Source organism: Streptomyces sp. NPDC001393, from assembly GCF_053597455.1.
In genome coordinates this window covers 109,431-134,070 of record NZ_JBSFIH010000011.1, presented here as the reverse complement: position 1 = coordinate 134,070, position 24,640 = coordinate 109,431, and the positions used below count along the sequence as shown (strand labels likewise).

Below are 24,640 nucleotides of genomic sequence, written 5' to 3'. Positions count from 1 at the left end.
GCCGTTCGGCCTCGGCAGGGGCCGCTCAGCCCCGTGGTCGGCTCGGCGCGGTCCCCCCGACAATGCGACAGCAGGAGCTGCGGCCGGATCCTTCAGAGGCGGTGTCAACCGGCCGACGCTGCCATGTCCTTGTGGTTCGTTCGAGATGGGGTGGTTCTCCCGTCGGCCCCATGAACCGTGAGGACATCCGCGCGAGTCCCGTGTCGGGGGAGGCACGACGCTCGCGCCACGGCCGTCGCCCCCGTCGGCACAGGGGCGGCGGCCGTCTGAAGTCGCACAGGTAGCGGGCGCCGAACCGGCAGCTTCAAGCTGATCGTCATCGGCAACGCCTTCCACCGCCTCCCCCGTGCCCTGGTCGACCGGCCCCTGGACGGGCCCCCGGACGTGGCAGCGGGCGTTCGACGCAGACCTCGCCGCGGCACTCAGCCCGTCCATGGCCGACGACCACCTCGTCGAAACGGTCAGCTACGCCTACGAGTTGGCCCGCAAGCCGAGTCTCGCGTGACCGCCCCTTTCCCGGTCTCCCGGTCCATGCCCCCGTAACGCTGTTCCATCGACCGGGTCATGAAGTCGGGCCCGGCCGCCTCGCGGCTGATCCGGCCCTGTCAGGGGGGTCGCCGAGGAGGTCCTGCTCGGGCCCCCTCGCTCCGTTGGTCGGCGCGTCAGGCGCGAGGTCAGGCCGTGGCACGGGGTTGGGCAGGGCTGAGGTAGTGCACGGCGGTGCGGTCGGCGTGCGGGGCCAGCAGGCCCTGCAACTCGTCGGCCGCGACCTTGAGGAGGTCGCCGTCCCGGTCCGCATGGAGGGTTTCGAGGAGGAAGGCGATGTGCGCGGAGTCCTCGGTGACGCGGGTGCGATGGGCATCCCGGTGGTTCCAGTGGCGAGTCAGGACGCCGGTGGTGTCCGCGTAGATGACCTCACCCGGCTTGGGGTTCTCGACGGTGTCGGGTTCGCCGAGCGGCGTGAAGGACTCGGTGCCGTCCGCGTAGCGAATGTCCACGTCGCCGGTGACATGGGCCAGGTCGAAGGCACCGGCGGGCAAAGCGTGCCGTACGGAGACGGAGTTGTAGGAGTCGACGGCGGGGTTGATGCGCGGCAGGCTCCCCCTCTTGGCGAGGCGGCGGCCGAGCGCGTCGACGCTGGGGCGGATGCGGCGGGGGTTGGTGCCGAAGGAGCGGTAGGCGGTGTGCCACGCCCCGATGCGGGGGTCGGTATCGTCGGCGGGATGCCAGGCGCCCTCGGCGAGCTGCTGCTCCAGTTCCTCCAGCGCGGTGGCGGTGTGGGGCCAGGGCTCGCGGCCGCGCACGCCGGTGGCGGTGACCAGCGCGATGAGGGTGTCGGGGAAGGCTTCTGCGACGGCGGGGGCGAGACGGAAGTCGGTCATGGGCGGGGTTCCGTTTCCTGAAGGCGAGCGTGCGAGCGTGGGGTACGTGAGGTCAGGGCTTTCAGGGGCCGATGCGGTGCGGGCGGCGGGGTTCCGGGCGCGCGGCGGGTACGTCCAGGGCCCTGCGGCCGGGGCGGGCTTACGGCGCAGCAGGTCGGTCGGCCTCCGGCTGGACGCACCTCCGGTTCTCCTTGCGTGGCCGCGGCTGCTGCGGCGGGGGCGGGGCTCAGGTCAGGGCCAGGAAGCTGACGGCCACGGCGGCGGTGCCCAGGCCGATGAGCTGGCCGCGGTGGATGCGTTCGGCGAGCACGCCGCGGGCCAGCAGGACGGTGCCGGCCGGGTAGAGGGCGGTGATCACTGCGACGACGGTCAGGTCCCCGCTGCGGGCGGCGAGCAGGAACAGCAGGTTGGCCACCGAGTCCAGCACGCCTGCGGCCGCCGACATCGCGTACGCCGGCCGTTCCGGACCGAGCCTGCGGCGCAGCACGCCGGCTGCGGCGAGCGTGACCGCGGAGGAGACGGCCCGGCCGGTGATCAGGGGGGGCCACGCCGCTGTCGGACGGTGTCTGGTGCAGGAAGACCAGCTGGAGGGCGATGGCGGCGCCCGCGCCGAAGGCCAGCAGGAGCGCCGTACGGGAGGGACGGGCCGAGCCCGCGCCGTGGCCGGCGCTGACCAGCACCACCGCGAGCAGGGCGAGCGGGAGTCCCACCAGGCCGGCGACGGTCAGGTGCTCGCCCTGCAGCAGGCCGACGGCGACGGGCAGTGCGGCGGAGACCAGCGCGGTCACCGGGGACAGGACGTTCATCGGGCCGATCGCCAGGGTGCGGTAGAGCAGGGCGAACGCGGCGGCCGAGGCGACCCCGGACGCGGCGCCCCAGGCGAGGGCACCGAAGCTGAACGAGGCACCGAGCACCGGCCACAGCAGCAGCTCGACCGCGAGACTGGCCGGGGCCGCGACCATCACGGTCCGCAGCACATGGGCCTTGCGGGCGCCGAGGCCGCCGAGGAAGTCGGCGCATCCGTACGCGAGTGAGCTGCCCAGGGCCAGCAGCAGAGCGATCACAGCACATCCTTTGAGTCAGTGGAACGACCACACGGTACAACGGATCGACCATCTCGTGTCAATCAAACGACCGTGCAGTACATTCCAGTACTCAAGGCATAGGTAAGGACGGTGATCAGGTGGCCGAGACAGCCGCCGCCCTGCGGTCGGTCGCGCACAACGTCCGGGCGGCCCGCCTCCGCGCCGGGCTGTCCCTGGACGAACTCAGCCGGCGCGCCCAGGTCAGCAAGGGCGCCCTCGTGGGACTGGAGAAGGCCCAGGGCAACCCCAACCTGGCCACCCTGGTCCGGCTGGCCGACACCCTCGGCATCTCGGTGTCCGCGCTGATGCAGGGCCCGCCCGAAGGGCGCGTCCGTGTCGTGTCCAGCGACGACGTGGCTCCCTTGTGGACCGGGGACCGCGGGGGTGAGGCCCGCCTCATGCTGACGACCTCCGGCCCCGCCCCGGTCGAGGTCTGGCGCTGGCGGCTGGAACCGGACGAGGAGTATCCCAGCCACCCCCACCAGGCCGGTGTCGTGGAAACCGTCAGCGTCACCTCGGGCCGTATGACCCTGATCGTCGGCGGCGCGGAACACACCGTCACCGCCGGCCAGACCGCCACGTTCGACGGCGACACCGCGCACACCTACCGCGGCGCCGGCACCGAGACCTGCCATCTGATCATGACGGTCCACCTGCCGCCCGGCCCCGCCACCACCATGTGAAGTACGCCCCCGGCCGGCATCCGGGGGCGTACTCGTCGTTCAGGAGGTGGGCAGCCAGACAAGCATGCTGCCGTCCTCGCGGTTGGCCCAGGCGTAGTAGGGGATGGCGATGAGTTCGACGGGGTCGCCACCCTGCGGGCCGGGGGCGGCGGGGGTGTGCGGCCACCAGCCCGCGTCGGGAATATGCCGCCGCCGGCCCGCGGCCACGACCGTGGTGATGCCGCCGAGCAGGTCCGGGCGGTGCTTCACGGCGAGGGGCCGGCTGGTGTCGAGGACGATGGCGTCCAGTCCGCCGCCGGGGTGGTCGGCCTGCTCCACGCAGTACACGAGCGGGCCGCGCTCGATCGCGAGGCAGCCGCGTACGGCGTCCACCCGGGGGTCGGCCGAGGTGAGCCTGGGCTCGAGGCCGAGCTCCAGGACGATCCGGTCGCCGGGCTCCCAGGTGCGCTCCAGGCGCAGCCAGCCTTCGGTGACGGGAGCGTCGGTCCGGTCGTACGTCCGGTCCCCGCACCGGATCCGGACATCCTGGCACCACTGCGGAATGCGCAGCGAGAGCGTCCAGGGACGGTCGGCCGGACTCCGGTCGACGGTGAGGGCGATGGTGCCGTGCCACGGGTAGTCGGTCTCGGCTCGGACGGCGTACGGACCGGCGTGGTACCGGCCGCTGACGTACTGGTGGATCTGCAGGCCGGCCTCGTCGCTCGTGGCGAGGTTGGGCTCCAGGCTCGCCAGCAGGCGCATGACGTTGGGCGGACAGCAGGCGCAGCGGAACCAGCGGGTGCGGCGGACCGACTGGTCGCCGCCGGGGTCGGTGTGGCCGTCGCGGACGTGGAGCAGGTTCACGTACAGCCAGCGCTCCACGTCCAGCGACACCCCGGCCAGGAAGCCGTTGTAGAGGGTGCGTTCGATCAGGCCAGAGTAACGGGCCTCGCCGGTGAGCAGGGCCATGCGCCAGCTCCACTGGACGGAGGCGATGGCGGCAAAGGTCTCGCAGTAAGCGCGCTCGTTGGGCAGTTCGTACGGGTCGCCGAAGTCCTCCCGGCCAAGGCAGCGCTGGGTGTTCGGTGATCGGACTCCCACCGGAGGTGAGGGCCGCCTGGGCGGACAGCTGCGGTGGGCTTCCGGCTGGGCCTCCGACGAACGCGAGGCCAAGGCCCTCCCCTTCATCGATACCCCAGGCGGGCGGTGAGCAGGGAGCGTTCGGCGGGGTTGGTGGTGAGGTGGAGGGCCTGGCGGTCGGCCTCGGTGGCCTCTGTGTCGCGGCCAAGGTCGCGCAGGAGTGCGGCGCGGGTGGCGTGGAACAGGTGGTAGCGGTCCAACTGGTCGGCCAGAGCGTCCACTTGGGCCAGCGCGGTGGCCGGTCCGGCGGTGTGGCTGAGCACTACGGCGCGGTTCAGGCGCACGACCGGTGAGGGGTCGACGGCCAGCAACATGTCGTACAGCCGGAGGAGTTGGGGCCAGTCGGTGTCCTTCCAGCCAGGTGCCTCGCAGTGTACGGCGGCGATCGCGGCCTCGATCTGGTACGGGCCCGGCCTGCCGAGCCTGGCCGCCCGCTCGATGAGGGCGGTGGCGCTGCGGATGCGCCCGGTGTCCCATCGGGTACGGTCCTGATCGGCGAGCGGGATCAGCCGCCCCTCGGTGTCCAGGCGGGCGGGCCAGCGGGCCGCGTACAGGCGGATGAGGGCGAGCAGGCCGAGAGGTTCAGGCTCGTTGGGCAGTGAGCCGGCGAGCAGGGCGGCGAGCCATTCGGCGTCGTCGACCAGTTCCCGCCGTACTCCCAGGTCTCCCCCGGTGGTGAAGCAGCCCTCGTTGAAGACGAGGTAGACCACGCGCATGACCTGGGGCAGTCGTGCGGCCCGCTCCTCGGGCTCGGGCGCGCGGTAGGGGATGCCGGCCGTGGCGATCTTCCGTTTGGCCCGGGTCACCCGCTTGGCGAGGGTGGCTTCGGGCACCATGAACGCCCGCGCGATCTCGGTGGTGGTCAGGCCCACGACGGCCCGCAGGGTCAGCGCGACCTGGGCGTCCGGGTCCAGTGCCGGGTGGCAGCAGGTGAAGATGAGCCGCAGGCGGTCGTCGGGCTCGCGCACGGCCGTCTCGGGCAGCGCCTCGATCCGGGCCGCGAGTTGCGGGAGCCGGTCATGGAAGCGGGCCTCGCGGCGGATGCGGTCGAGGGCCTTGTTGCGCGCGCAGGTCAGCAGCCAGGCTCCGGGCCGCTCGGGCGGGCCGCTGTCCGGCCAGCGCCGCAGCGCCTCGACGACGGCTTCGCCGACCATCTCCTCGGCCAGGTCGAAGTCGCCCACGAGGCGGACCAGGGCGGCGGTCAGCCGGCCCGCCTCCTCGCGGAAGACCCGCTCGATCAGCGACCGGGTCTCCCGGGCGCCTGCCGGGTCAGCGCTCGACAATCGGCCGCACCTCCACCTTGCCGTCGGGCACCGGGAAGCTCGCCGCCAGTTTCAGGGCGGCGTCCAGGTCGGGCACCTCGACGATCGCGTACCCGCCGATCGCCTCCTTGGCCTCCAGCAGCGGGCGGTCGATCATGGTGGAGCGGCCCCGCTCGACCACGACCGTCGTGGCGGTGCCGGGTTCCTGCAGCTGGTTCGCCTCCACGATCGTCCCGTCGGCACGGTACTTCGTGAACCATTCCACGATCCCGCCGAACACCTCCGCCTGCTCCTGGTCGGAGCTCTCCTCCTGCCAGGAGCCGCGGGTCAGCAGCAGTACGTACTTCATGGTGTCCTCCTCGGTCGTCCTGCCTGTCTGCGTGTTTACCTTCACGACGAACGAGCCGACGCCGACGGGACAGGGACGTCCCGGCAATTTCAAGGAGACACCTCGGCGGCGGTCTCCGTCTCGTCGGGCGGCGCCGCGGAGCCCGGCCGTGCCCGGCGGAGGGCCGAGTCCGGCGGCCGTTCCCTGAGGGCGCCGTAGCCGATGAAGTACGCGGGCACCCTGCGCAGCCACCGGGACTCGGCGAGCAGGCGTGCCGCGCGCCGGGCCCTCTTCTCACGTCCGAGGGGTGGCCGGCCCTGCAGGACCGGAGCGATGATCCGGGCGTGGGCCACCCGCTGGAGGGCCTGTGTGGCGACCGTGGTGGGACGCCGACGGCGCTGCAGACGGCGCACGTCACGTGGTTCCACTCTCCCGCGGAGCAGTGGCTCGGTGAGGTAGCGGGCGGCGGCCACGGCGTCCTGGACGGCGAGGTTGATGCCGATGCCGAAGATCGGGGACATCGCGTGCGCGGCGTCGCCGATGCACAACAGGCCTGGGCGGTGCCAGCGGCGCAAGCGGTCCAGGCGTACGTCGAGGAGCTTGACCTCGTCCCACGAGCGCAGGGCGTGGGCGCGGTCGGCGATCCAGGGGACGGCGGCGGTGAGATCGGCCAGGAAGCGGTCGAGACCGGCGGCGCGGCGCTGGGTGTCGGTGCCCTTGGGGATGATGCCGGCGCACTGCCAGTAGTCGCCGCGGTCGATCATCGCGGTCAGGAAGCGGTCACCGGCGCTGCCGTAGAGCCCCTGCGGGTCGCTCTCGCGGCGCGGCAGCCGGAACCACCAGGCGTCCATCGGGCAGGGGAAGCGGCGCAGGCGGAGTTCCGGGCGGGAGCGGGCCAGTGATCCGCGGCCGTCGCAGGCGACGGTGAGCAGGGCACGCAGTTCGCCGGTGCGGCCGTCGGCGGTGCGGTAGCGCACTCCGTTGACCCGTCCGGATTCGATCAGGAAGTCGGTGGCCTCCGTGTTCATCCGCAGTTCGAAGGACGGCTCGCGCCGGGCCTCGTCCGCGAGCAGGTCCAGCAGGTCCCACTGGGGCACCATCGCCACGTAGTTGTAGGGACCGCGCAGGACCGAGAGGTCCCCGACCGTGACCGCCGAGCCGCCGGTCCCGATCGGCAGCTGGACGGTGCGGACCCGGCGTTGCGGCAGCTCGGCGAAGCGTTCGGCAAGACCGAGCTCGTCCAGCAGCGCCAGGGTCGAGGGGTGGACGGTGTCGCCGCGAAAGTCGCGCAGGAAGTCGCCGTGCTTCTCCAGCACCGTGACCGGGACACCGGACCGGGCCAGCAGCAGCGCGAGCACCATGCCCGCGGGGCCGCCTCCGACGACGCAGCACGTGGTCTGTTCCATGGCAGTCCTGCCCTTCACGAGACCATTAATTCACCACTCGCTGAATATTTTACTCCTCAGCGGGCGGAGGGCACGGCGCTCCTGCCGGGCGTGTCGGAGACGCGGCTGTGGCCGAGCTCGGGGCCGAGACCGAAGTAGTGCCGGAAGTTGTAGATCAGCGGGCTCCAGGACGCAGGGTCGATGTGCTGGGTTCCGGGGACCACCAGGCGGGGGTCGGCGTGGACCTTCAGCACCCGGGCCTCGACGATCAGGAAGTCCCCGGCGACGTCGGTTCCCACGCGGACCGCCCGCGCCTCCAGCTGGATCGGGCACTCGGCCACCCGCGGCGGCCGGACCGTCTGCGAGGCCTGGGCCCGGAAGCCCGCTGCGGCGAACTTGTCCGGCTCATAACGGGCGCGGCGGGGGCCGTGCCCGGCCGCCTCAGGCCGGCCGGTGAGCTCCCCCAGGCGCTCGACGGCCGCCCATTGCCCGGGTTCGGGCAGACTGATCACCAGCTCGGGCCGGGCCGCCAGGTTCGCACCGGTCTGGCCCTGCCGTCCGAGCCCCAGCACCACCACCTGCCCCAGCGCCCAGGCCGACGAGATCGGCGCCAGGTTGGCCGTGCCGTCGGCGTTCTCCGTGGTCAGCAGCACGACGGGGGTGCCGAAGTAGAGGATGCTCGGGGTGATGGTCAGGTGGCCGGCGTGGTGACCGGCCCGGCGCGGTGCGGTGTCCATACGGCCGACCGTAGAGTGCCGGCCGTTCGGCGGGCGCCGAACGGTGCACACGCGATCATGGCAGGCTCAGTGCTCCCGGTGCTGGTTCCGGATCCTCGCGGCCACCTCGTTCTGCTCGGTCTCCCACCAGGGGCGTACCCGTTCGGCAGCGGCCGCCTGCCCCTGGTCCGGGGACGGGGACGGTGCCGCGACAGGGGCCAGTTCCGCGTCGAGGCGGCGGTCGAGGACCGCGGCGTGGGCCCGCTCCGCCCGCGCCCACTGGAACAGGAGCGCCAGCAGGAAGGGCAACGCGACCAGCTCGGCGATGCTCAGCATCGCACCGCCGCCGATCTGCTGGTCGTGCTGGACGTCGGGGGACCAGCTCGGCGCGTGGTGCAGGTACCAGGCGCCCGCGATCAGCGTACTGTGCGTCATCACCACGACCCCCGGGACGGCGTCGACGATGCCGTCCACGAACACCAGCGCCGCTCGCACCGGGTGGGTGCACCAGGCGGGCAGCGCCTCTTCGTGGGTCAGTACCGGTACGACGAACAGACAGCCGGCCACGAGCAGGTGCAGATACATCAGCTCGTGCAGCCAGCCCACGCGCAGGGCGGTCTCGAAGTACGGCGTGAAGTACACCGTCAGCTCGGTGCCGAGCACCAGGGCCGTGCTGACCAGCGGGAAGGTCAGCACGCGTACCAGGCGGCCGGACATGGCCCGGCGCACTCGTCCGGCGGCGCCCTCCGGCAGTGCCTCGAAGGCGAGCCGCAGCGGATCTCCGAGGGCCAGGCCCAGGGGTGCGACGAGGTCGAGCAGGATGTTCTGCACGGCGGCGGGCCAGAACAGCACATGATCGTAGACAGCCAGGGCGGACATCGTGGCCACCACCAGCGCGCCCAGGCCGAGCAGCGCGAACGCGAGGACCCGGGCGGGCGGCCAGGGCGCGCCGCGCCCGCGCAGCCGCGCGACGCCCCAGCCGTAGAGGGCGCCCAGGGCGATGACCAGCAGCAGCGCGGGGACGTCCAGGTGCCACGTGGACAGCAGACGTCCCGTGGTCAGCTCGGGGAGCTGGCCGGCCGGCAGTTCGGTCATCGCGTGACCATCCATGCAGATCGTCCTCCTTCGGCTCGACAGGGAAGAACCGGCTCGGATCCATGACGGCACGACGCTAGTCCCCCGCGGCTCGAAGGTAGGCATCGGGGTGCCGCACGCCGGGATGAAATCCGGGAAGCGACGGGGACCCGCGCTCGTACGGGCCGGGTCAGTACACGTCCCGTACGTACCGCTTCTCGGTCGCGAGCTGCTTGACGTAGGCCGCGGCCTCCGCCTCGTCCAGGCCGCCATGGACGACGGCGATCTCGCGGAGAGCCTGGTCGACGTCCTTGGCCATGCGCGAGGCGTCGCCGCAGACGTAGACGTGGGCGCCGTCGCGGAGCCAGGACCACAGCAGCGGCCCGTGCTCGCGCATCCGGTCCTGGACGTAGACCTTGGTCCGCTGGTCGCGGGAGAAGGCGGTGTCCAGGCGGGTGAGCGTGCCCTCGGCCAGGAACGCGGTCAGCTCCTCCTCGTAGTAGAAGTCCGTCGCGCGGTGCTGTTCGCCGAAGAAGAGCCAGTTCGGGGCGCGGTGGCCGCGGGCCCGGCGCTCCTGAAGGAAGCCGATGAACGGCGCGATGCCCGTGCCGGGGCCCACCATGACCGCCGGTGTGGCGGGGTCGGCGGGCGGACGGAAGTGCGGTGCCGGCTGGACGCGGACCGGCACCGGGGCGCCGGGCGCGGCGTCGGCGAGGAAGGGCGAGCAGACGCCCTGGCGGGGCCGACCGGCCAAGTTTTCGTACCGGACGACGGAGACGGTCAGCGAGACCAGATGGGGGTCCGTGAGGGGACTGGAGGATATGGAGTACAGGCGGGGCTGCAGGCACCCCAGCAGCTCGGCCCACTCCTGTGCCCCCGCCCGGATCCCGAACTCGGCGACCACGTCGACGGCCTGGCGTCCCCAGGACCACTGCGCCAGTTCGCCCTTGTTGTCCGGCCGTAGGAGCTTGCGCAGCTCGCGCGGGTCACGGGCCCGGTCGGCGGCGAAGCGCAGCAGGCCGGGAGTGATGCGGGTGATGTCCAGGTGGCGCCGCAGGGCCTCGGCGAACGGCACCTGCCCGGCGTGCTTGACCTCAACGGCCGCGTCCGCGTCCAGGCCGGTCACGGCGAGCCACTCCGTCACCAGGTCCGGGCCGTTCACCGGGTGTACGGCCAGCGCGTCCCCGGCCTCGTAGACCAGCGGGGTGTCGCTGTCGCGGGTGTCGAAGGTGAAGCGGCGGACTTCCTTGCCCGCGCCGGGCAGGCTGAGCAGGCGGTTGCCGGTGAGCCGGGCGGTGACGGGGGCGGGACGGCCCGGCCGGGGTGCCGTGGGGGCGGTGGGTACCGGGGCGGGCGTCGGCTGCTCGCCGCTCTTCAGCGCGGTGAGCACCTGGTCGAGCCAGGCTTCGGCCGCGGTCTCGTAGTCGGGTTCGCAGTCGGTGCGCGGGGTCAGCCGGGTCGCGTCCAGCTCTTCCATGCGCCGGTCGAGGCGGCGGCCGTGGCCGCAGAAGTCGTCGTAGGAGGAGTCGCCGAAGGCCAGCACGGCGTAGCGCCTGCCCTTGAGGCGCGGGGCGTCGGACGAGGCCAGGGCGTGCCAGAAGCCGACGCCGTTGTCCGGGGCGTCGCCGTCGCCGAAGGTGCTGGTGATGAGCAGCAGGTCGGAGTCGGACGGCAGCGCGGTGGGGTCCGCCTGCTCCATGGGCAGGAGGGTGGCGGTATGGCCGCGGGCGGTCAGCCGCTCCACTGCGGCGGTCGCGAAGTCCTCCGCGTTCCCGGTCTGGGAGGCCCACAGGATCACGACCTGGCGGCGGGCGGAGTCGGTGACCGGCTGCGCGGTGCCGCCGGTGCCGCGGGCGGGGGCCGGCGTGGCCTCGGTCCTGGAGTACATCCCGGCCAGTACGCCGTTCACCCACAGGGCGTGCTCCGGGCTGAACGGGGCGTCCGGCGGCAGGACCGGTACGCCCGGTGCGCCGGACGGGATGCCGGCGAGGAAGCCTCTCAGATAGGGGCGTTCGTGTTCGTCCAGGACCGGTGGCGGCGCGGGGTCCAGCCCGAACGGGGCGGCTGCGGGGGCCGTGGACAGGGTCGCGGGAGGCGGGGTGTCCGCGGTGGAGGCGGTGGCGAGAGCGCCCACCGGGGCGGGAGTCCTCACCGTGACCGCGGTGGCCGCCTTGGTCAGCGACACCGCGCACATCTTGAACCCGGGCTGGAACGACAGCGGGTCGACCGCGTCGTTCGTCACGGCGTTGACACTGAGGTACTCGCCGAACAGGTCGTTCCAGTGGAACGGTGCGAAACAGCAGCCCGGCCGCACCCGGTCGGTGACGACCGCGGGCAGCACGGCTCGCCCGCGCCGTGAGGCGACCTCCACCGAGTCCCCCTCGGCCAGGCCCAGTTGGGCCGCGTCCTGCGGGTGGATCTCCACGAAGGGGCCGAGGTTGAGCTTGTTCAGCTTGGCCACCCTGGCCGTCTTGGTCAGGGTGTGCCACTGGTGCTGGAGGCGGCCGGTGTTGAGCACGTACGGGTAGTCGTCGTCGGGCATCTCCGCCGCCGGGATGTGCGGGCGGGCATAGAAGACCGCGCGGCCGCTCGCGGTCGGGAAGGTGGGCGAACCGGCCGTTCCGTCCTCGCCGGCATACCGGATCGGGTTGCGGTCGGGGCCGTCGGCGCTCGCCGCCGGCCACTGCACGGGCGCCTGCCGCAGCCGCGCGTAGCTCACCCCGCGCAGGTCCCAGCCGGTGGCCGGGTTCCAGGCGCGTTTGATCTCCTCGAAGACCTCCTCGGCGCTGTCGTACGCGAATCCCTTCTCGTACCCCATCTCCCGGGCCACGGCGGCGATGATCCGCCAGTCCGCCGTCGCCTCACCGGGCGGATCGGCGGCCGGCCGGGCCAGGGTGAGGTTGCGCTCGCTGTTGACCAGGACGCCCTCGGTCTCGGTCCACAGCGCGCCGGGCAGGACGACATCGGCGTACGCGTTCGTCTCCGTCTCGGCGAACACGTCCTGGGTGACGACGAATTCGGCGGCCTCCAGGCCCTCGATGACCGTCTTGCGGTTCGCGACGGAGGCGACCGGGTTGGTGCAGATGATCCAGCACGCCTTGATGTCCCCGTCGGCCATCTTCCGGAACATCTCGACCGTGCCCCTGCCGACGCCGTCGGCCCGCAGGGCGCCCGGCTCAAGCTCCCACAGCTCCTCGACGATGGCGCGGTCGGCGTCGACGAGGACCGAGCGCTGCCCGGGCAGCCCAGGGCCCATGTAGCCCATTTCCCGGCCGCCCATGGCGTTGGGCTGGCCGGTGAGGGAGAAGGGGCCGGAGCCCGGGCGGCAGATCGCGCCGGTGGCGAGGTGCAGGTTGACCAGGGCGTTGGTGTTCCAGGTGCCGTGCGTAGACTGGTTCAGGCCCATCGTCCAGCAGCTCGTCCACTCCCCCGCCTCGCCGATCAGCCGGGCGGCCTCGCGGATGTCGTCCTCCGGGATCCCCGTGATCCCGGCGACGGTGGCGGGCGGGTAGTCGGCGAGGAAGGCGGGCATCTCCTCCCAGCCCTCGGTACGCGCGGCGATGAAGTCGGGATCGGTGTGGCCGTTTGCGTGCAGCAGGTGCAGCAGCCCGTTGAGCAGGGCGAGGTCGGTGCCGGGCCTGATCTGCAGGAACAGGTCGGCCTTGTCCGCCGTGGCGGTGCGCCGCGGGTCCACGACGATCAGCCTGGCGCCCGCCGACTTCACCCGGTCCATCATCCGCAGGAAGAGGATCGGGTGGCAGTCGGCCATGTTGGAGCCGATGACGAGGAACACGTCGGCCTTGTCGAAGTCCTGGTACGAGCCGGGCGGCCCGTCCGCTCCGAGCGACAGCTTGTAACCCGTGCCGGCGCTCGCCATGCACAGCCGGGAGTTCGACTCGATCTGGTTGGTGCGGATGAAGCCCTTCGCCAGCTTGTTCGCCAGGTACTGCGCCTCCAGGCTCAGCTGCCCGGAGACGTAGAGGGCGACGGCGTCGGGGCCGTGCTCGGCGATGATCGTGCGCAGCCGACGGGCGGTCTCGGCGACGGCGGCCGCCAGGGCCGCCTGCTGTGGCTCCTCGCCGCGGTCCGGCCGGACGAGGGCGGTGGTGAGCCGGCCCGGGGCGGCGAGCATGTCCGCGGTGGTCGCGCCCTTGGTGCACAGCCGGCCGAAGTTCGCCGGGTGTTCCTTGTCTCCCGTCGCCTTCAGGACCGTACGCCGCCCGTCCGGTCCCCTGCCGACGTCGAGGACCATGCCGCAGCCCACACCGCAGTACGAGCAGACCGTCCGCACCTTCGTCGTGCCCTCGCTCCGCGAGCCCGGCGCGGTCACGGGCGCCTCCCTCTGCTGTGCTCGATCTGATCTGACTCCTCGTGACCGTACGAACCGCTCATTACGGAGGTGTCTCCGCGCCTGATCAGCAGGGGTTACACCCGGCGCACAGGGCTCGGGAGCAGGGTGTGAGCGCGGAGCCGGGGGATGCCGGCCGGGCAGGGGACAGCCCCGGTCGGTCGGTCGGGCGGCCGTCCGGGGCTGGAACCGCGCAGATGTGCCGGCGGGAGTGGACCCGGGGCGCGGGCCGCGGGCCGACGGGTCAGTGGCGGTGGCTGACGACGTGCTCGGCGTGGTGGTCGACGACGGTGTGGAGGAAGTGGCCGACGCCGCGGTGGTGACGGAATCCGGTGTGCTGCCGGCCGGCCCCGTCATGGTGGCCCATGTCCGCGGCGCGGTGGCTGCGCCCCCAGGAGAAGGCGTCGACGACGCGGCCGCGGGCGTCACGCAGGGTCGCGGTGTCGGCGTTGACGTCCCACTCGCGCGTACGGCGGTCCTGGTAGAGGTCGGTCCTGGTGTCCCGGCCGACCCCGGTGTGCACACGGACGGTGGCCCGGCCCGCGAGCTGCACGTGACGGAAGGTGTAGGTGTGGCCGTCCCGGTCCGACAGCGTCCAGCTGTCCAGGTTCACCGCCCGGCGGGAGTTGTTCGTGATGTCCACCCACTGCTTGTTCAGCGAGCGGTTGGAACGGTCGTCCCGGCCCTGCCAGGCATGCTGTACGCCGCTGATGCGGACCACTGCCTGCTGCGTACGGCCCGGCTGGTGGCCGGCGGCCGCGGCCGGGAGCGCCACGGCGCCGACCACGGCAGCGGCCACGGCAGCGGCAGCGGTCATACGGCGGACGGAAGAAGAAGCGGACACAAAGTCCCCCTTCGCGAGGATGCGCGAGTCGGCGACCGGTCGGCCGCCCAGCCCCACCCTGCAACCTTCGCCCCGTTTTGCGCGGGTAACGCGCACGGCATTACGGATCCAGCAGCAATCCATAACTTCCGCCGTAGTGACCGTTTACATCCTGAATAAGGAATTTTCGTGCCGTATCAGCCGTATGTGGCCAACAGCGGGGTCAGCGCACGGGCAGGGCCCGGGTGTGTTCGATGCGGACCGCGTCCAGGTCCCGCGGGTCGAAGCCCAGCAGCCGCAGGATGGTCGGGGCGATCTGCGTGGTGTGCACCGGACCGTCGACGCGGACGCCGTGCGGGGTGGCGGCGCCGAAGACCACGAGCGGCACGTCGAGGTCGTCGGCGTGGGCGCCGCCGTGTTCGGCGATCTTGCCCTTGCCGCCGGTGTAGACGACGCCGTACTGGGTGACGCCGACCAGGTCGGGCACGCGGGAGTCGCCCGGCGCGGCGTGGAAGTACCGGGCGGCGTCCGCACCCGCGTGGAGCGTCTGCAGACCGCTCGCGGTGAAGGGCCTGGCCTTGCCGTCGATGTCGTTGCCCGTGCCGGACTGGGCGAGCAGATAGGCCTTGGCGAAGTCGGTGGCGGCGCGGGAGCGGTCGGTGAGCCAGATCAGCATGGCGTCGTCGTCCACCGCGTGGGCGACCAGGTCGCCGGAGCCCGGGTGGGCGGCCTTCCAGGCGGAGTTGAGGCCGTCGAGCAGCGGGCCGTCGTCGATGCGGGTCAGTGCCCTGGGGTCGGTGGGCGACTGTCCGTGCTTGGAGGACAGGATGACGGTGGTGCTGTCGGCGAGGTGCTGCTTGCGCAGTTCGGTGAGGAAGGCGCCGACCTGCTGGTCCACGTAGTCGAGGTTCTTCACCAGAAGCGGGCCGGGCACCCCCTTGGCTGCGTAACCGCCCGTCATGCCATCGGAGTTGGGCAGCTTCTGTGCCGTCGAGACGGACTGGAAGTTCATGCCGAAGACCGCAGGGGTGCCGACCTTGTGGGTACGGCCGTGGTCGTAGCCGTCGATCTCGTTGAGCACGGCCTGCGCCTTGTACCCGTCGTACTGCTCGGTCGCGGCGTTGTCCTTCGTCCAGTCACCCGCGGCGTACCCGATGGCCTTGCTGTTGATCTCGGGCGTGAACAGGTCCTGGATGCCCTTGCCGGAGGGGCCGTTGAGGATGTCGTAGGCGGCGTGCTTGTCGGACCACGCGGTGCGCAGGCCGCCCGTGCGGACCACGTCGAAGACGGTGTTCACGCGCAGGTAGGAGTGCGGGTAGAGCGGTTTGCAGGTCTTGGGGTCGACCGGCAGCTTCGACGGGTCGAGGAGGCGGGCGGGGTCGCCGGTCATCTGCAGGATGCTGCCGGGCAGGCCGCTCAGCCCCTGGCCGGCGTCGAGAGAGTCGGGGTTCTTGTCCAGGTCCTCGGTGAGGTCGACCTCGGCGCCGGGCTTGGCGCCGGTGCACTTCGTCGTACCGGCCGGCAGGAGGGCGGAGCTGTAGGTGTCGTCGTAGTAGACGCCCGTGGTGCCCGGGTCGCCGCCCGTGAGCTGGCCGACCATGCCGGGGAAGGAGTCGGAGGGGTTGGTGGTCGCCGCGTGGGTGTACTGCACGCCGCCGGCGGTGAGCCGGGCGAGCGCCGAGTGGGGGTGGCGGGCGATGTACCAGGCGAGGTCGGACTGGTGCAGACCGTCGACGGACAGCAGCAGGACGTGCCGGGCAGCCCGGTGCGGGTGGGCGGAGGCGTACGCCGGGCCGGGCGCGGCCGCGGCGGTGAGCGCGCCGACCGCGGCCAGCGCGGCGGCGGCCGCGGTGGCGGATCGTGCGGGGTGGGCCGGGCGTCGGGACATGACTTCTCCTCGGACTGTGTCGAGTCGGCGACAGGCTGCGGGGGGTGCACCGACATCCGAGAGCCGGAACATGTACGCAATCGGACCGTCATACCGCGTTCAGCCCAAGAAACGCATCGGGCCAGGCAAAGTCTTCCGCCCTCTGACCTTCGCTCAGGCCACAGCCGCCGCGCGGGGATCGAGCTGTGCGCCGGGCGGTGTCTGCCGGGCGCGCGGTGGTCACCGCCTCAACGGCGGTTCATGACGGCCGTCCGCCGAACTGCCAGTGGTGGACCTCGATGTCGGTGTACCGGCCCACGGTCAGCACGGCACGTGCCGCCTCCGGATCCGGTGCCCTGACCAGCGCTGCCGTACCCAGCCAGCTGGTGCCGTCGTCGGACAGCAGGGGCCCGTATGCGATCAGCTCGTTCCGGTCCGGTGGCACGGCGAGGTCGGCGGCCTGGCCCTGACCAAGGCCGAGCACGAGATACCGCCGGCCGCCGGTCCGCCCTCCGGGGAAGTCCCACATGGTGCGCCCCAGCATGTTGCGCCATCGGCGCAGCAGGACGTCACGGTACACACCGGCCTGGTAGCCGGGCTCGTCGAAGGCGAAGGCGCGGGCGGCGGCGGGATCCGGCAGGTCGACGATGTGCACGCTGCCGGTGGGCACTTCACCGTCGCCGGTGAGGGTCGGGCCGCGGGCGATCATCTCTTTGTCGAACCGGTCCATGTACGACCAGTGCGCTTCCAGCAGTTCCCTGCGCAGCGCCAGGGAGCCTTGCCGATCGCGGTGGTAGCAGAAGAACTCCATGCCCGCAGTGTGTCGGTTCCGGGGGGCGGCAGCACATCTGTTTTCACTGCTCGGCGATGAGTGCGTCGAAGACGAACCGGGCTGGTGGTCCAGGATGGGGTCATGGCAACCGTGTTGGCTTTTCATGCCCATCCGGACGACGAGGTGTTCCTGACGGGAGGCACGCTCGCGCGAGCCGTGGCCGAGGGGCACCGCGTGGTGATCGTGGTGGCGACGGACGGACTCATGGGTGCCGTGCCGGAAGGCGGGGCGCCACGGCTGGACGAGCTTCGGGCGAGCGCTGCCGTGCTGGGCGTGCAGCGCGTGGCGCATCTGGGATACGCGGACAGCGGCCACGGTGCGGTGCTCTATCCGGATCCGCCGGACCGGACACGTTTCGTGCGGGCGGACGCGGAGGAGGCGGCCGAGCGGCTGGCCGCCATCCTCCGCGAGGAAAAGGTGAGCCTGCTCCTCAGCTACGACGCGCGCGGCGGGTACGGCCACCGCGACCACGTCAGGGTGCACGAGGTCGGCAGGCGTGCCGCCGACCTCGCGGGCGTGCCCCGTGTGCTGGAGGCGACCATCCCACGCGATGTGGTGGCGCGCCTGGTGAAGCTGGTGCGTGTGCTCAGGATCCCGTTCCGGTTCGACGCGGACCTGGTGCGCACCGCCTACACCCCGCGCGCGGCCATCACCCACACCGTGGACGTCCGGCGGTTCGTGGCGCGGAAGCAGGCGGCTCTCGCCGCTCATCGTTCACAGGTGTCGGGTGCGGGCCGGGTCGCTCCGGTGATGAGGGTGCTGGTGCGGGTTCCGGCCCCTGTGTTCGGGTGGCTGTTCGGCCGGGAGTGGTTCGTCGAGGCGCATGCGACGGCGCCGTCCGGCGCCGTCGCCGACATCTTCCGACCAGCCTCGTAGCGCGTGCCGGCCTGTCCTCCGGAGTCTGCCGACCGACCACGCGGCGCCTTCCGGCCGGCCTCGTCACGTCGGTCTCGGCCCGTGGCTCGAGAGCCTGTTGCCGGGTGGGCTCACATCCGTTCCGGTGCCGAGACGCCGAGCAGGTGCAGTCCGTTGCGCAGCACCAGTCTGCAGGCCTCCGTCAGCCACAGCCGGGCTCCGGTACGGTCGTCCGGGGCCTCGCCGGCCCGCGGCAGGACCCGGCAGGCGTCGTAGAAGCGGTGGTACGTGCCGGCCAGCGCCTCCAGGTAGTGCGCCACCCGGTGCGGCTCGCGCAGCGTGGCCGCGGTGGCGACGACCTGCGGGAACTCGGCCAGCATGCCCAGCAGGTCCACCTCCCGTTCATGGGTGAGCCGGGTGGGGTCGAAGTCCTCCGGCGCGCCCTTGTCGATGCCGGCTTCCTTCGCTTTGCGCAGCACGGAGCAGGGCCTGGTGTGCGCGTACTGGACGTAATAGACCGGGTTGTCGTTCGACTTCCGGGTCAGCAGGTCGATGTCGAGGTCGATCATCGTGTCCACGCTGGCCCGCGCCAGCGCGTACCGCGCGGCGTCGACACCGACCGCCCCGGTCAGGTCGTCGAGGGTGAGGACCGTACCCGCCCGCTTGCTCATCCGGACCGGCCTGCCGTCCTTGACCAGGTTGACCAGTTGGCCGATCAGGACCTCCAGGTGCCGGTCCGGGTCGTCGCCGAAACAGGCCGCCATGGCCCGCATCCGGCCGACATAGCCGGCGTGGTCGGCGCCGAGCATGATGACGACCCGTTCGAAGCCCCGGGAGCGCTTGTTCAGGTAGTAGGCGCAGTCCGCGGTGAAGTACGTCCAGGTGCCGTCGCTCTTCAGCAGGACCCGGTCCTTGTCGTCGCCGAAGTCCGTGGTGCGCAGCCAGACGGCGCCCTCGGCCTCGTAGACATGGCCGCCGTCGCGCAGCCGGGTGACCGCGGCGTCCAGGTCCCCCCGGTCGTGCAGGTCCTTCTCGTTGAAGTAGGTGTCGAAGTGGGTTCCGAACGCGGCGAGCGACGTCTTGATCTCCGCGAACATCAGCTCCGTGCCCACCGCCCGGAACACGGCGGCGCACTCGCTCTCCGGCAGGTCCAGGGCGCCGGGGTGCCGACGCAGCACGGCGTCGGCGATCTCCTCGATGTACGCGCCGCTGTAGCCGTCTTCGGGCACCGGCAGGCCCTGCGCGGCGGCGCGCAGGGAGTGGACGAAGCGGTCGATCTGCACGCCGGCGTCGTTGAAGTAGTACTCCCGGGACACGTCCGCACCCGCGGCCTCGAGCAGCCGGGCGAGGACATCGCCCACGACCGCCCAGCGGGCTCCGCCGATGTGCACCGGTCCGGTGGGATTGGCGGAGACGAACTCCAGGTTGAGCCGCAGGCCGCCCAGCCGGTCGGTGCGGCCGTAGGCGTCGCCGGCCAGGACGATGTCCCGGGCCAGCGCGCCGATCGCCGCGCTCTCCAGGGTGATGTTCAGAAACCCGGGGCCCGCGACCTCTGCCTTCGCGATCCCGGCGGCCGCACTCACCAGCGGCGCCAGCACCTCGGCCACGGCGCGGGCGGGCATGCCCGCGGACTTGGCGAGTTGCAGGGCGACGTTGGTCGCGTAGTCACCGTGTCCGCGGTGCCGGGGGCGCTCCACCCGGATGTCCTCGGGCACCTCTGCCGAGATGCGTCCGGACTGGATGGCTGTGTGGATGCCGTCGGAGATGACGGCCGCGAGATCAGCTGGGGTCACAGGGCCGACGCTAGCGGAGCCGACGACGCTCCCGACATCGGTTTTCCGGGCTCCGGTGCTCACCAGCCGGTGACATGTTCCCGGAAGGTCTCGAGCGCCGGTGCCGGGCCGTCGGTGGGCGGGGTGCCGTCGACGACGTGTTAACCGCGGTGCTGGGCGGCGGTGGCGCAGGCGTGGTTGGGCAGGATGCGCAGGCGGGTGCCCCGCGGCAGGTCGGCGCCGTCGCGGGCCGTGAGCGTGCCGTGCTCCTGGCTGGCGGCCGTCATGACCAGGCCTGGTATACGGTTTCCTGCGAGGTCGGTGACCAGGCCGTAGCCCTGGTCCTGGGGCCTGTGAGGCCGTCCCGCGGTCGCGCGACATGGCCATCCAGCCGCCGTCGGTCATGGTCCACCCGTGCTCGAGCCGGTGACCGATGCGGTGCCGGAGTGCAGGAGTGCGGCGGCGTCGAGGCTCTTGGCGGTCTTCACGTGCGGGCGCAGCGTGACCTCGAGCCGGTCGGCCCTGGCCTTGAGGCGTGGGGGTTCACAGAGACATGTCTCTTCTGAGGGGTGCGGCAGCACTCATCATGAACTGCCTTGCTGTTTGGCGTAGTTGTAGACCGTCGCCCGGGACACGCCCAGCAGGTCCGCGATGGTCTGCGCGGCATCGCGCGAGTCGAAGTAGCCGTCCCGCTGCAACTGCCGTACGAGCGCCTTCTTGTCCTGTCGGCTCAGCGACCGGGGAGTCGCGGCGCGCTCCGCCGCATGGGCCTCCACCGCCTGACGCAGCTCGCGGGCGGTGCGGTCGCGCAGCGTCTCCAGGGGCTGCTCGTGGTGCTCGGTCTCCGTGGCCACCAGGTTGGACAGGGTGAGGGTCACCGGCGACAGCACGGACACGTCCAGGTTCAGGCAGAGAGCCGCGATGTACTCCCCCGCTGCGTTCTTGATGCCGATGGACGTGCTCTTCGCGGGGCGGCCGTCGGGGAACTGATTGGGGTAGTTCTGGATGACGCTGGGGTAGTCGGGGTCCTCGATGCGGGCCAGGCCCAGCTCCGTCGCGGAGTCGCCGACCTGACGGCCGGAGAGGTTGTTCTCGATCGCCCGGATCGCGTGCTCCGGATTCCGCAGGTCGTGCAGCACCACCTCGCACAGGCCCGGGAACATGCGCCCCAGCGCCACGGCGATCTTCTCGGCCTCACGGATGAGGTGCTCGTCAGCCTCCGCCTCGCCCACGGGAGCCTCTCCAACAGTTCTTAGACTGATTTTCCATCTCTGGATGCCCAGTCTAGGTAAGGCTCCGTGTTTGTCCAACGGCCCAACGGTAGGTGTCGGCCAGGGCGCTGATCGTCTGTGCCATGGATGAGGTATGGACCCGTCCGTCCGGACCCGGTGGTCCTGCGCCGTCCCGGGCGGCGCGTGCCACCGCCGGTGCCATGAGGTCGGGCAGTTGCGCCAGGACACGCCACACCGCGTCGGTGACGGCGGTCAGGTGCGGGGTCTGGTCCGTACCTCGCCGTCGCCGCCGCCGCGGTCACCGGCGTGGACCCACAGCCGCTCGTACTGCTCACCACCGGGTCCTTCCTGACCGTGTAAACACCGGGCACGGCCGCAGCTCTACGGCTCCTGCCCCGAGGCGGGCTGCCGCACCGCTGCGCGCTTCTCGCACTCGTCGCGGTCGCGGCCCTCCTCGTCATGACGGGCTGGTACGGATCCCGGGCCAGGCGTGATCACCTCGTGAAGACCAGGCTCACGTTGTGGCCGCCGAAGCCGAAGGAGTTGGCCAGTGCCGCCGTCCACCTCCCCGTACGGTTGGCGCCCTGTACGACGTCGATCTCGACCTGCGGGTCGATCTTCTCGAGGTTGAGGGTGGCCGGCACGATGCCCTCCTTGAGCGCCATGACAGCGGCCATGGCCCCCACGGCTCCGGAGGCACCGAGCATATGGCCGGTCATGGACTTCGTCGCCGTCACCACGGCGTGCGTGCCGACGGCCCGGCGAACGGCCTCCGCCTCCGCCACGTCACCGGACTCGGTGGAGGTGGCGTGGGCGTGGACGACGCCGATGTCCTCGCGGCTCAGCCCGGCATCGCGCAGCGCCTGTTCGATGGCGAAGACCTGGCCGTCCGCGTCGGAGGCGGTGATGTGGTGTGCACTGGAGGTGACGGCGCTGCCCGCGAGGCCTCCGTACACCCGTGCGCCACGGGACCGGGCGAACGCGGGACGTTCCAGGACCATCATCCCCGCGCCCTCACCCATCACGAATCCGGAGCGTTCGCAGTCGAAGGGCCGGGAGACGGACGCCGGGTCCCCGGACCTCGTCGACAGCGCCTTCATCTGGGCGAAGGCGGCGATCGTGAAGGGATGCAGACAGGCTTCCACGCCGCCGGCGACGACGACGTCCACCCGGCCGCTGCGGATCAGGTCCTGGCCGAGGGCGAGTGCCTCCGCGCCCGAGGCGCACGCGCTCACCGGCGTCCGGGCGCCGCCCTTCGCACCGAGGTCCATGCTCACATGGGCCGCCGGCCCGTTGGGCATGAGCATCGGGACGGCGAACGGCGACAACCGGCGTACGCCGCTCTGCTCGAAGACGTCGTCCTGGCCCAGCGTGGTGAGGACACCGCCGGTGCCGGTGCCGACGACGACGGCGAACCGCTCCGGCTCCACCTGAGGGGCGCCGGCGTCCTGCCATGCCTCGCGTGCGCTGAGCACGGCGAGTTGCTCACCCCGGTCCAGCTTCCTCGCCTCGACCCTGGGGAGCATCGCGGCGGGGTCGACCGAGAGGCCGGCCGCGACGTGAACCGGCAGGCCGGCGGCCCAGTCCTCGTCGAGAAGGGAGACGCCCGACACCCCGGACAGCAGTCCTGCCCAGGTCGAGGGCGCGTCGCCTCCCAACGGGGTCATCGCACCGACACCCGTCACCAGCACTTCGCCGCTGTCCGTCATCCGTACCTCCCAGGACTGAGACCTTATGGGATCTCCACAAGATCCTTCTCGTATCCGCCTCGATCATTTCAGCGAGTTGAGAGGCAGTCAGGACGGACAGTCCACAAATTCCCGACCACGGCTTGTCGTATGTCCACAAGCAGTCGGCGGCCTGCCCCGCTCCCCGGGGCAGGCCGCCGGCGTGTGGCGGTGCCGGGTTACAGCGCGCGCTCCAGGCGCTCGGCCATCAGCTTGACGAAGCGGGCGGGGTCCTTGGGCTGGCCCCCCTCGGCGAGTACCGCCAGACCGTGCAGGAGTTCCGTGGTCTCGGTGAGCCCCGTGCGGTCCTCGCGCTCCTTGTACGCCTCATTGAGACCCTTGACCAGCGGGTGGCCCGGGTTGAGCTCCAGGATCCGCTTGGCGCGGGGCACCTCCTGGCCCATCGCGCGGTACATGTTCTCCAGCGCCGGGGTCAGGTCGCCCGCGTCGGAGACGACACAGGCCGGGGAGACGGTGAGACGGGAGGACAGGCGCACCTCCTTGATGTCCTCGTCCAGTTGCTCCTTCATCCAGCCGAGCAGTCCGGCGTAGTCCTCGGTCTGCTTCTCCCGCTCGCCCTCGGCGGCGGCGTCCTCGGCGCCGAGGTCGATCTGCCCCTTGGCGATGGACCGCAGCTTCTTGCCCTCGTACTCGCCGACGGCGTCGGCCCACACCTCGTCGACGGGATCGGTGAGCAGCAGCACCTCGATACCCCGGTCCCGGAAGGCCTCCATGTGCGGGGAGTTCTCGATGCTTCCCCGGGACTCGCCGGTGAGGTAGTAGATGTCGTCCTGGCCGTCCTTCATCCGCTCCACGTAACTCTTGAGCGTGGTCGGCTCGGTGTCGTCGTGCGTGGTCGCGAACGACGCGAGGGCGAGGATGGCGTCGCGGTTCTCCGGGTCGGTGACCAGTCCCTCCTTCAGGACGGTGCCGAACTCCCGCCAGAACGTGGCGTACCGGTCCCGGTCCTTGGCCATCATGTCCTTGACCGTGGACAGGACCTTCTTCGTCAGCCGGCGCCGCATCATCTCGATGTGGCGGTCCTGCTGGAGGATCTCGCGGGACACGTTGAGCGAGAGGTCGGCCGCGTCGACGACGCCCTTGACGAAGCGGAGGTACGGCGGCAGCAGCGCCTCGCAGTCGTCCATGATGAACACGCGCCTGACGTACAGCTGCACGCCGCGCCGGAAGTCCCGGGTGAAGAGGTCGTGGGGCGCGTGTGCGGGGAGGAACAGCAGGGCCTGGAACTCGAAGGTGCCCTCCGCCTGCAGCCGGATCGTCTCCAGCGGGTCGCGCCAGTCGTGCCCGATGTGCTTGTACAGCTCGTGGTACTCGTCGTCGGACACCTCGTCACGCGACCGCGCCCACAGCGCCTTCATGGAGTTGAGCGTTTCGGGTTCGGGCGCCTCGTCGCCCTCGCCCCGCTCCGGGACCATCCGGATGGGCCAGGTGATGAAGTCCGAGTACCGCTTGATGATCTCCCTGATCTTCCACGGGGAGGTGTAGTCGTGGAGCTGGTTCTCCGGGTCGGCGGGCTTGAGGTGGAGGGTGACCGAGGTGCCCTGCGGCGCGTCGCCGACCGGCTCCAGCGTGTAGGTGTCCTCGCCGCGCGAGGTCCAGCGGGTGCCCTGGCTCTCGCCGGCGCGGCGGGTGACCAGGGTGACCTCGTCCGCCACCATGAAGCCGGAGTAGAACCCGACGCCGAACTGGCCGATGAGTCCCTCCGCCCCGGCCGCGTCCTTGGCCTCCCGCAACTCCTGGAGGAACTGTGCGGTGCCGGAGTTGGCGATGGTGCCGATGAGCTGCCCGACCTCGTCGTACGACATCCCGATGCCGTTGTCGCGCACGGTGAGGGTGCGGGCGTCCTTGTCGATGTCGATCTCGATGTGCAGATCGGACACGTCGGCGTCCAGCGAGTCGTCCCGCAGCTTCTCCAGACGGAGCTTGTCCAGCGCGTCGGAGGCGTTGGAGACGAGCTCGCGCAGGAAGACGTCCTTGTTGGAGTAGACCGAGTGGATCATCAGCTGCAGCAGCTGACGGGCCTCCACCTGAAACTCGAGCGTTTCAGTCGGCATGTTCGCGAATTCCTCACAGGTGTTATCGCCGGAACTGATGCCACCCACTGTAAAACACCATGTCAGGGCGATGGC

General features: G+C 71.4%; 17 protein-coding genes and 3 pseudogenes. 3 read left to right on the top strand and 17 right to left on the bottom strand.

Annotation, left to right across the window (positions count from 1 at the left end):
* Window positions 1-346 precede the first annotated feature (346 nt).
* Window positions 347-505 carry a hypothetical protein gene (locus ACWC2T_RS15445; RefSeq protein WP_450670869.1) on the top strand — a complete coding sequence of 53 codons (159 nt, stop codon included), beginning with the start codon at window positions 347-349 and terminating at the stop codon, window positions 503-505.
* Window positions 506-674: 169 nt separating this feature from the next.
* On the opposite strand, the gene ACWC2T_RS15440 is transcribed toward ACWC2T_RS15445, so the two are convergent.
* Both ACWC2T_RS15440 and ACWC2T_RS15435 read right to left on the bottom strand, forming a co-directional pair.
* Window positions 675-1,382: a B3/B4 domain-containing protein gene (locus tag ACWC2T_RS15440; protein WP_450670868.1), complete on the bottom strand. Its 708-nt coding sequence runs from the start codon at window positions 1,380-1,382 to the stop codon at window positions 675-677.
* Between the two features lie 226 nt (window positions 1,383-1,608).
* A pseudogene (locus ACWC2T_RS15435) lies at window positions 1,609-2,446 on the bottom strand (EamA family transporter).
* Between the two features lie 119 nt (window positions 2,447-2,565).
* Here ACWC2T_RS15435 and ACWC2T_RS15430 point away from each other — a divergent pair.
* Complete coding sequence (locus tag ACWC2T_RS15430; protein ID WP_450670867.1) at window positions 2,566-3,150, top strand: helix-turn-helix domain-containing protein; 585 nt, start codon at window positions 2,566-2,568, stop codon at window positions 3,148-3,150.
* Between the two features lie 39 nt (window positions 3,151-3,189).
* On the opposite strand, the pseudogene ACWC2T_RS15425 reads toward ACWC2T_RS15430, so the two are convergent.
* The 10 genes and pseudogenes from ACWC2T_RS15425 to ACWC2T_RS15380 all read right to left on the bottom strand — a co-directional run.
* A pseudogene (locus ACWC2T_RS15425) lies at window positions 3,190-4,188 on the bottom strand (glycoside hydrolase family 127 protein); the annotation flags it as partial.
* 125 nt (window positions 4,189-4,313) lie between these two features.
* Window positions 4,314-5,552, bottom strand: a complete 1,239-nt coding sequence (locus tag ACWC2T_RS15420; protein WP_450670866.1) for an RNA polymerase sigma factor — start codon at window positions 5,550-5,552, stop codon at window positions 4,314-4,316.
* Window positions 5,539-5,880, bottom strand: coding sequence for a YciI family protein (locus tag ACWC2T_RS15415; protein ID WP_450670865.1), 342 nt, complete (start codon window positions 5,878-5,880; stop codon window positions 5,539-5,541). Before ACWC2T_RS15415 ends, ACWC2T_RS15420 begins: the two co-directional genes overlap by 14 nt.
* An 89-nt stretch (window positions 5,881-5,969) precedes the next feature.
* Window positions 5,970-7,265 (bottom strand): FAD-dependent oxidoreductase, encoded by a 1,296-nt coding sequence (locus tag ACWC2T_RS15410; protein WP_450670864.1) that lies wholly within the window; start codon window positions 7,263-7,265, stop codon window positions 5,970-5,972.
* A gap of 56 nt (window positions 7,266-7,321) precedes the next feature.
* Window positions 7,322-7,981 (bottom strand): flavin reductase family protein, encoded by a 660-nt coding sequence (locus ACWC2T_RS15405; RefSeq protein WP_450670863.1) that lies wholly within the window; start codon window positions 7,979-7,981, stop codon window positions 7,322-7,324.
* 66 nt (window positions 7,982-8,047) lie between these two features.
* Complete coding sequence (locus ACWC2T_RS15400) at window positions 8,048-9,070, bottom strand: cytochrome c oxidase assembly protein (RefSeq protein WP_450670862.1); 1,023 nt, start codon at window positions 9,068-9,070, stop codon at window positions 8,048-8,050.
* Between the two features lie 154 nt (window positions 9,071-9,224).
* Window positions 9,225-13,364, bottom strand: a complete 4,140-nt coding sequence (locus ACWC2T_RS15395; RefSeq protein ID WP_450670861.1) for a molybdopterin-dependent oxidoreductase — start codon at window positions 13,362-13,364, stop codon at window positions 9,225-9,227.
* Window positions 13,365-13,626: 262 nt separating this feature from the next.
* A complete protein-coding gene (locus tag ACWC2T_RS15390; protein WP_450670860.1) occupies window positions 13,627-14,199 on the bottom strand; it encodes a lamin tail domain-containing protein in 573 nt (190 codons plus the stop codon).
* A 229-nt stretch (window positions 14,200-14,428) separates the two neighbouring features.
* On the bottom strand, window positions 14,429-16,093 hold the full coding sequence (locus ACWC2T_RS15385; RefSeq protein ID WP_450670859.1) for an alkaline phosphatase family protein: 1,665 nt from the start codon (window positions 16,091-16,093) through the stop codon (window positions 14,429-14,431).
* A gap of 238 nt (window positions 16,094-16,331) precedes the next feature.
* Window positions 16,332-16,883 carry a YciI family protein gene (locus ACWC2T_RS15380; RefSeq protein ID WP_450670858.1) on the bottom strand — a complete coding sequence of 184 codons (552 nt, stop codon included), beginning with the start codon at window positions 16,881-16,883 and terminating at the stop codon, window positions 16,332-16,334.
* Between the two features lie 102 nt (window positions 16,884-16,985).
* On the opposite strand from ACWC2T_RS15380, the gene ACWC2T_RS15375 reads away from it, so the two are divergent.
* Window positions 16,986-17,780 carry a PIG-L deacetylase family protein gene (locus tag ACWC2T_RS15375; RefSeq protein WP_450670857.1) on the top strand — a complete coding sequence of 265 codons (795 nt, stop codon included), beginning with the start codon at window positions 16,986-16,988 and terminating at the stop codon, window positions 17,778-17,780.
* A gap of 110 nt (window positions 17,781-17,890) precedes the next feature.
* Here the strand turns inward: ACWC2T_RS15375 and argS are convergent, their stop codons facing one another.
* The 5 genes and pseudogenes from argS to htpG form a co-directional block, all read right to left on the bottom strand.
* Complete coding sequence (gene argS, locus ACWC2T_RS15370; RefSeq protein ID WP_450670856.1) at window positions 17,891-19,552, bottom strand: arginine--tRNA ligase; 1,662 nt, start codon at window positions 19,550-19,552, stop codon at window positions 17,891-17,893.
* Between the two features lie 59 nt (window positions 19,553-19,611).
* Window positions 19,612-19,966 (bottom strand): annotated as a pseudogene (locus tag ACWC2T_RS15365) (DSD1 family PLP-dependent enzyme); the annotation flags it as partial.
* 149 nt (window positions 19,967-20,115) lie between these two features.
* On the bottom strand, window positions 20,116-20,763 hold the full coding sequence (locus ACWC2T_RS15360; RefSeq protein ID WP_450670855.1) for a helix-turn-helix transcriptional regulator: 648 nt from the start codon (window positions 20,761-20,763) through the stop codon (window positions 20,116-20,118).
* A gap of 494 nt (window positions 20,764-21,257) precedes the next feature.
* On the bottom strand, window positions 21,258-22,472 hold the full coding sequence (locus ACWC2T_RS15355; protein WP_450670854.1) for a beta-ketoacyl-[acyl-carrier-protein] synthase family protein: 1,215 nt from the start codon (window positions 22,470-22,472) through the stop codon (window positions 21,258-21,260).
* Between the two features lie 197 nt (window positions 22,473-22,669).
* Window positions 22,670-24,565, bottom strand: a complete 1,896-nt coding sequence (htpG, locus tag ACWC2T_RS15350; protein ID WP_450670853.1) for a molecular chaperone HtpG — start codon at window positions 24,563-24,565, stop codon at window positions 22,670-22,672.
* Window positions 24,566-24,640 lie beyond the last annotated feature (75 nt).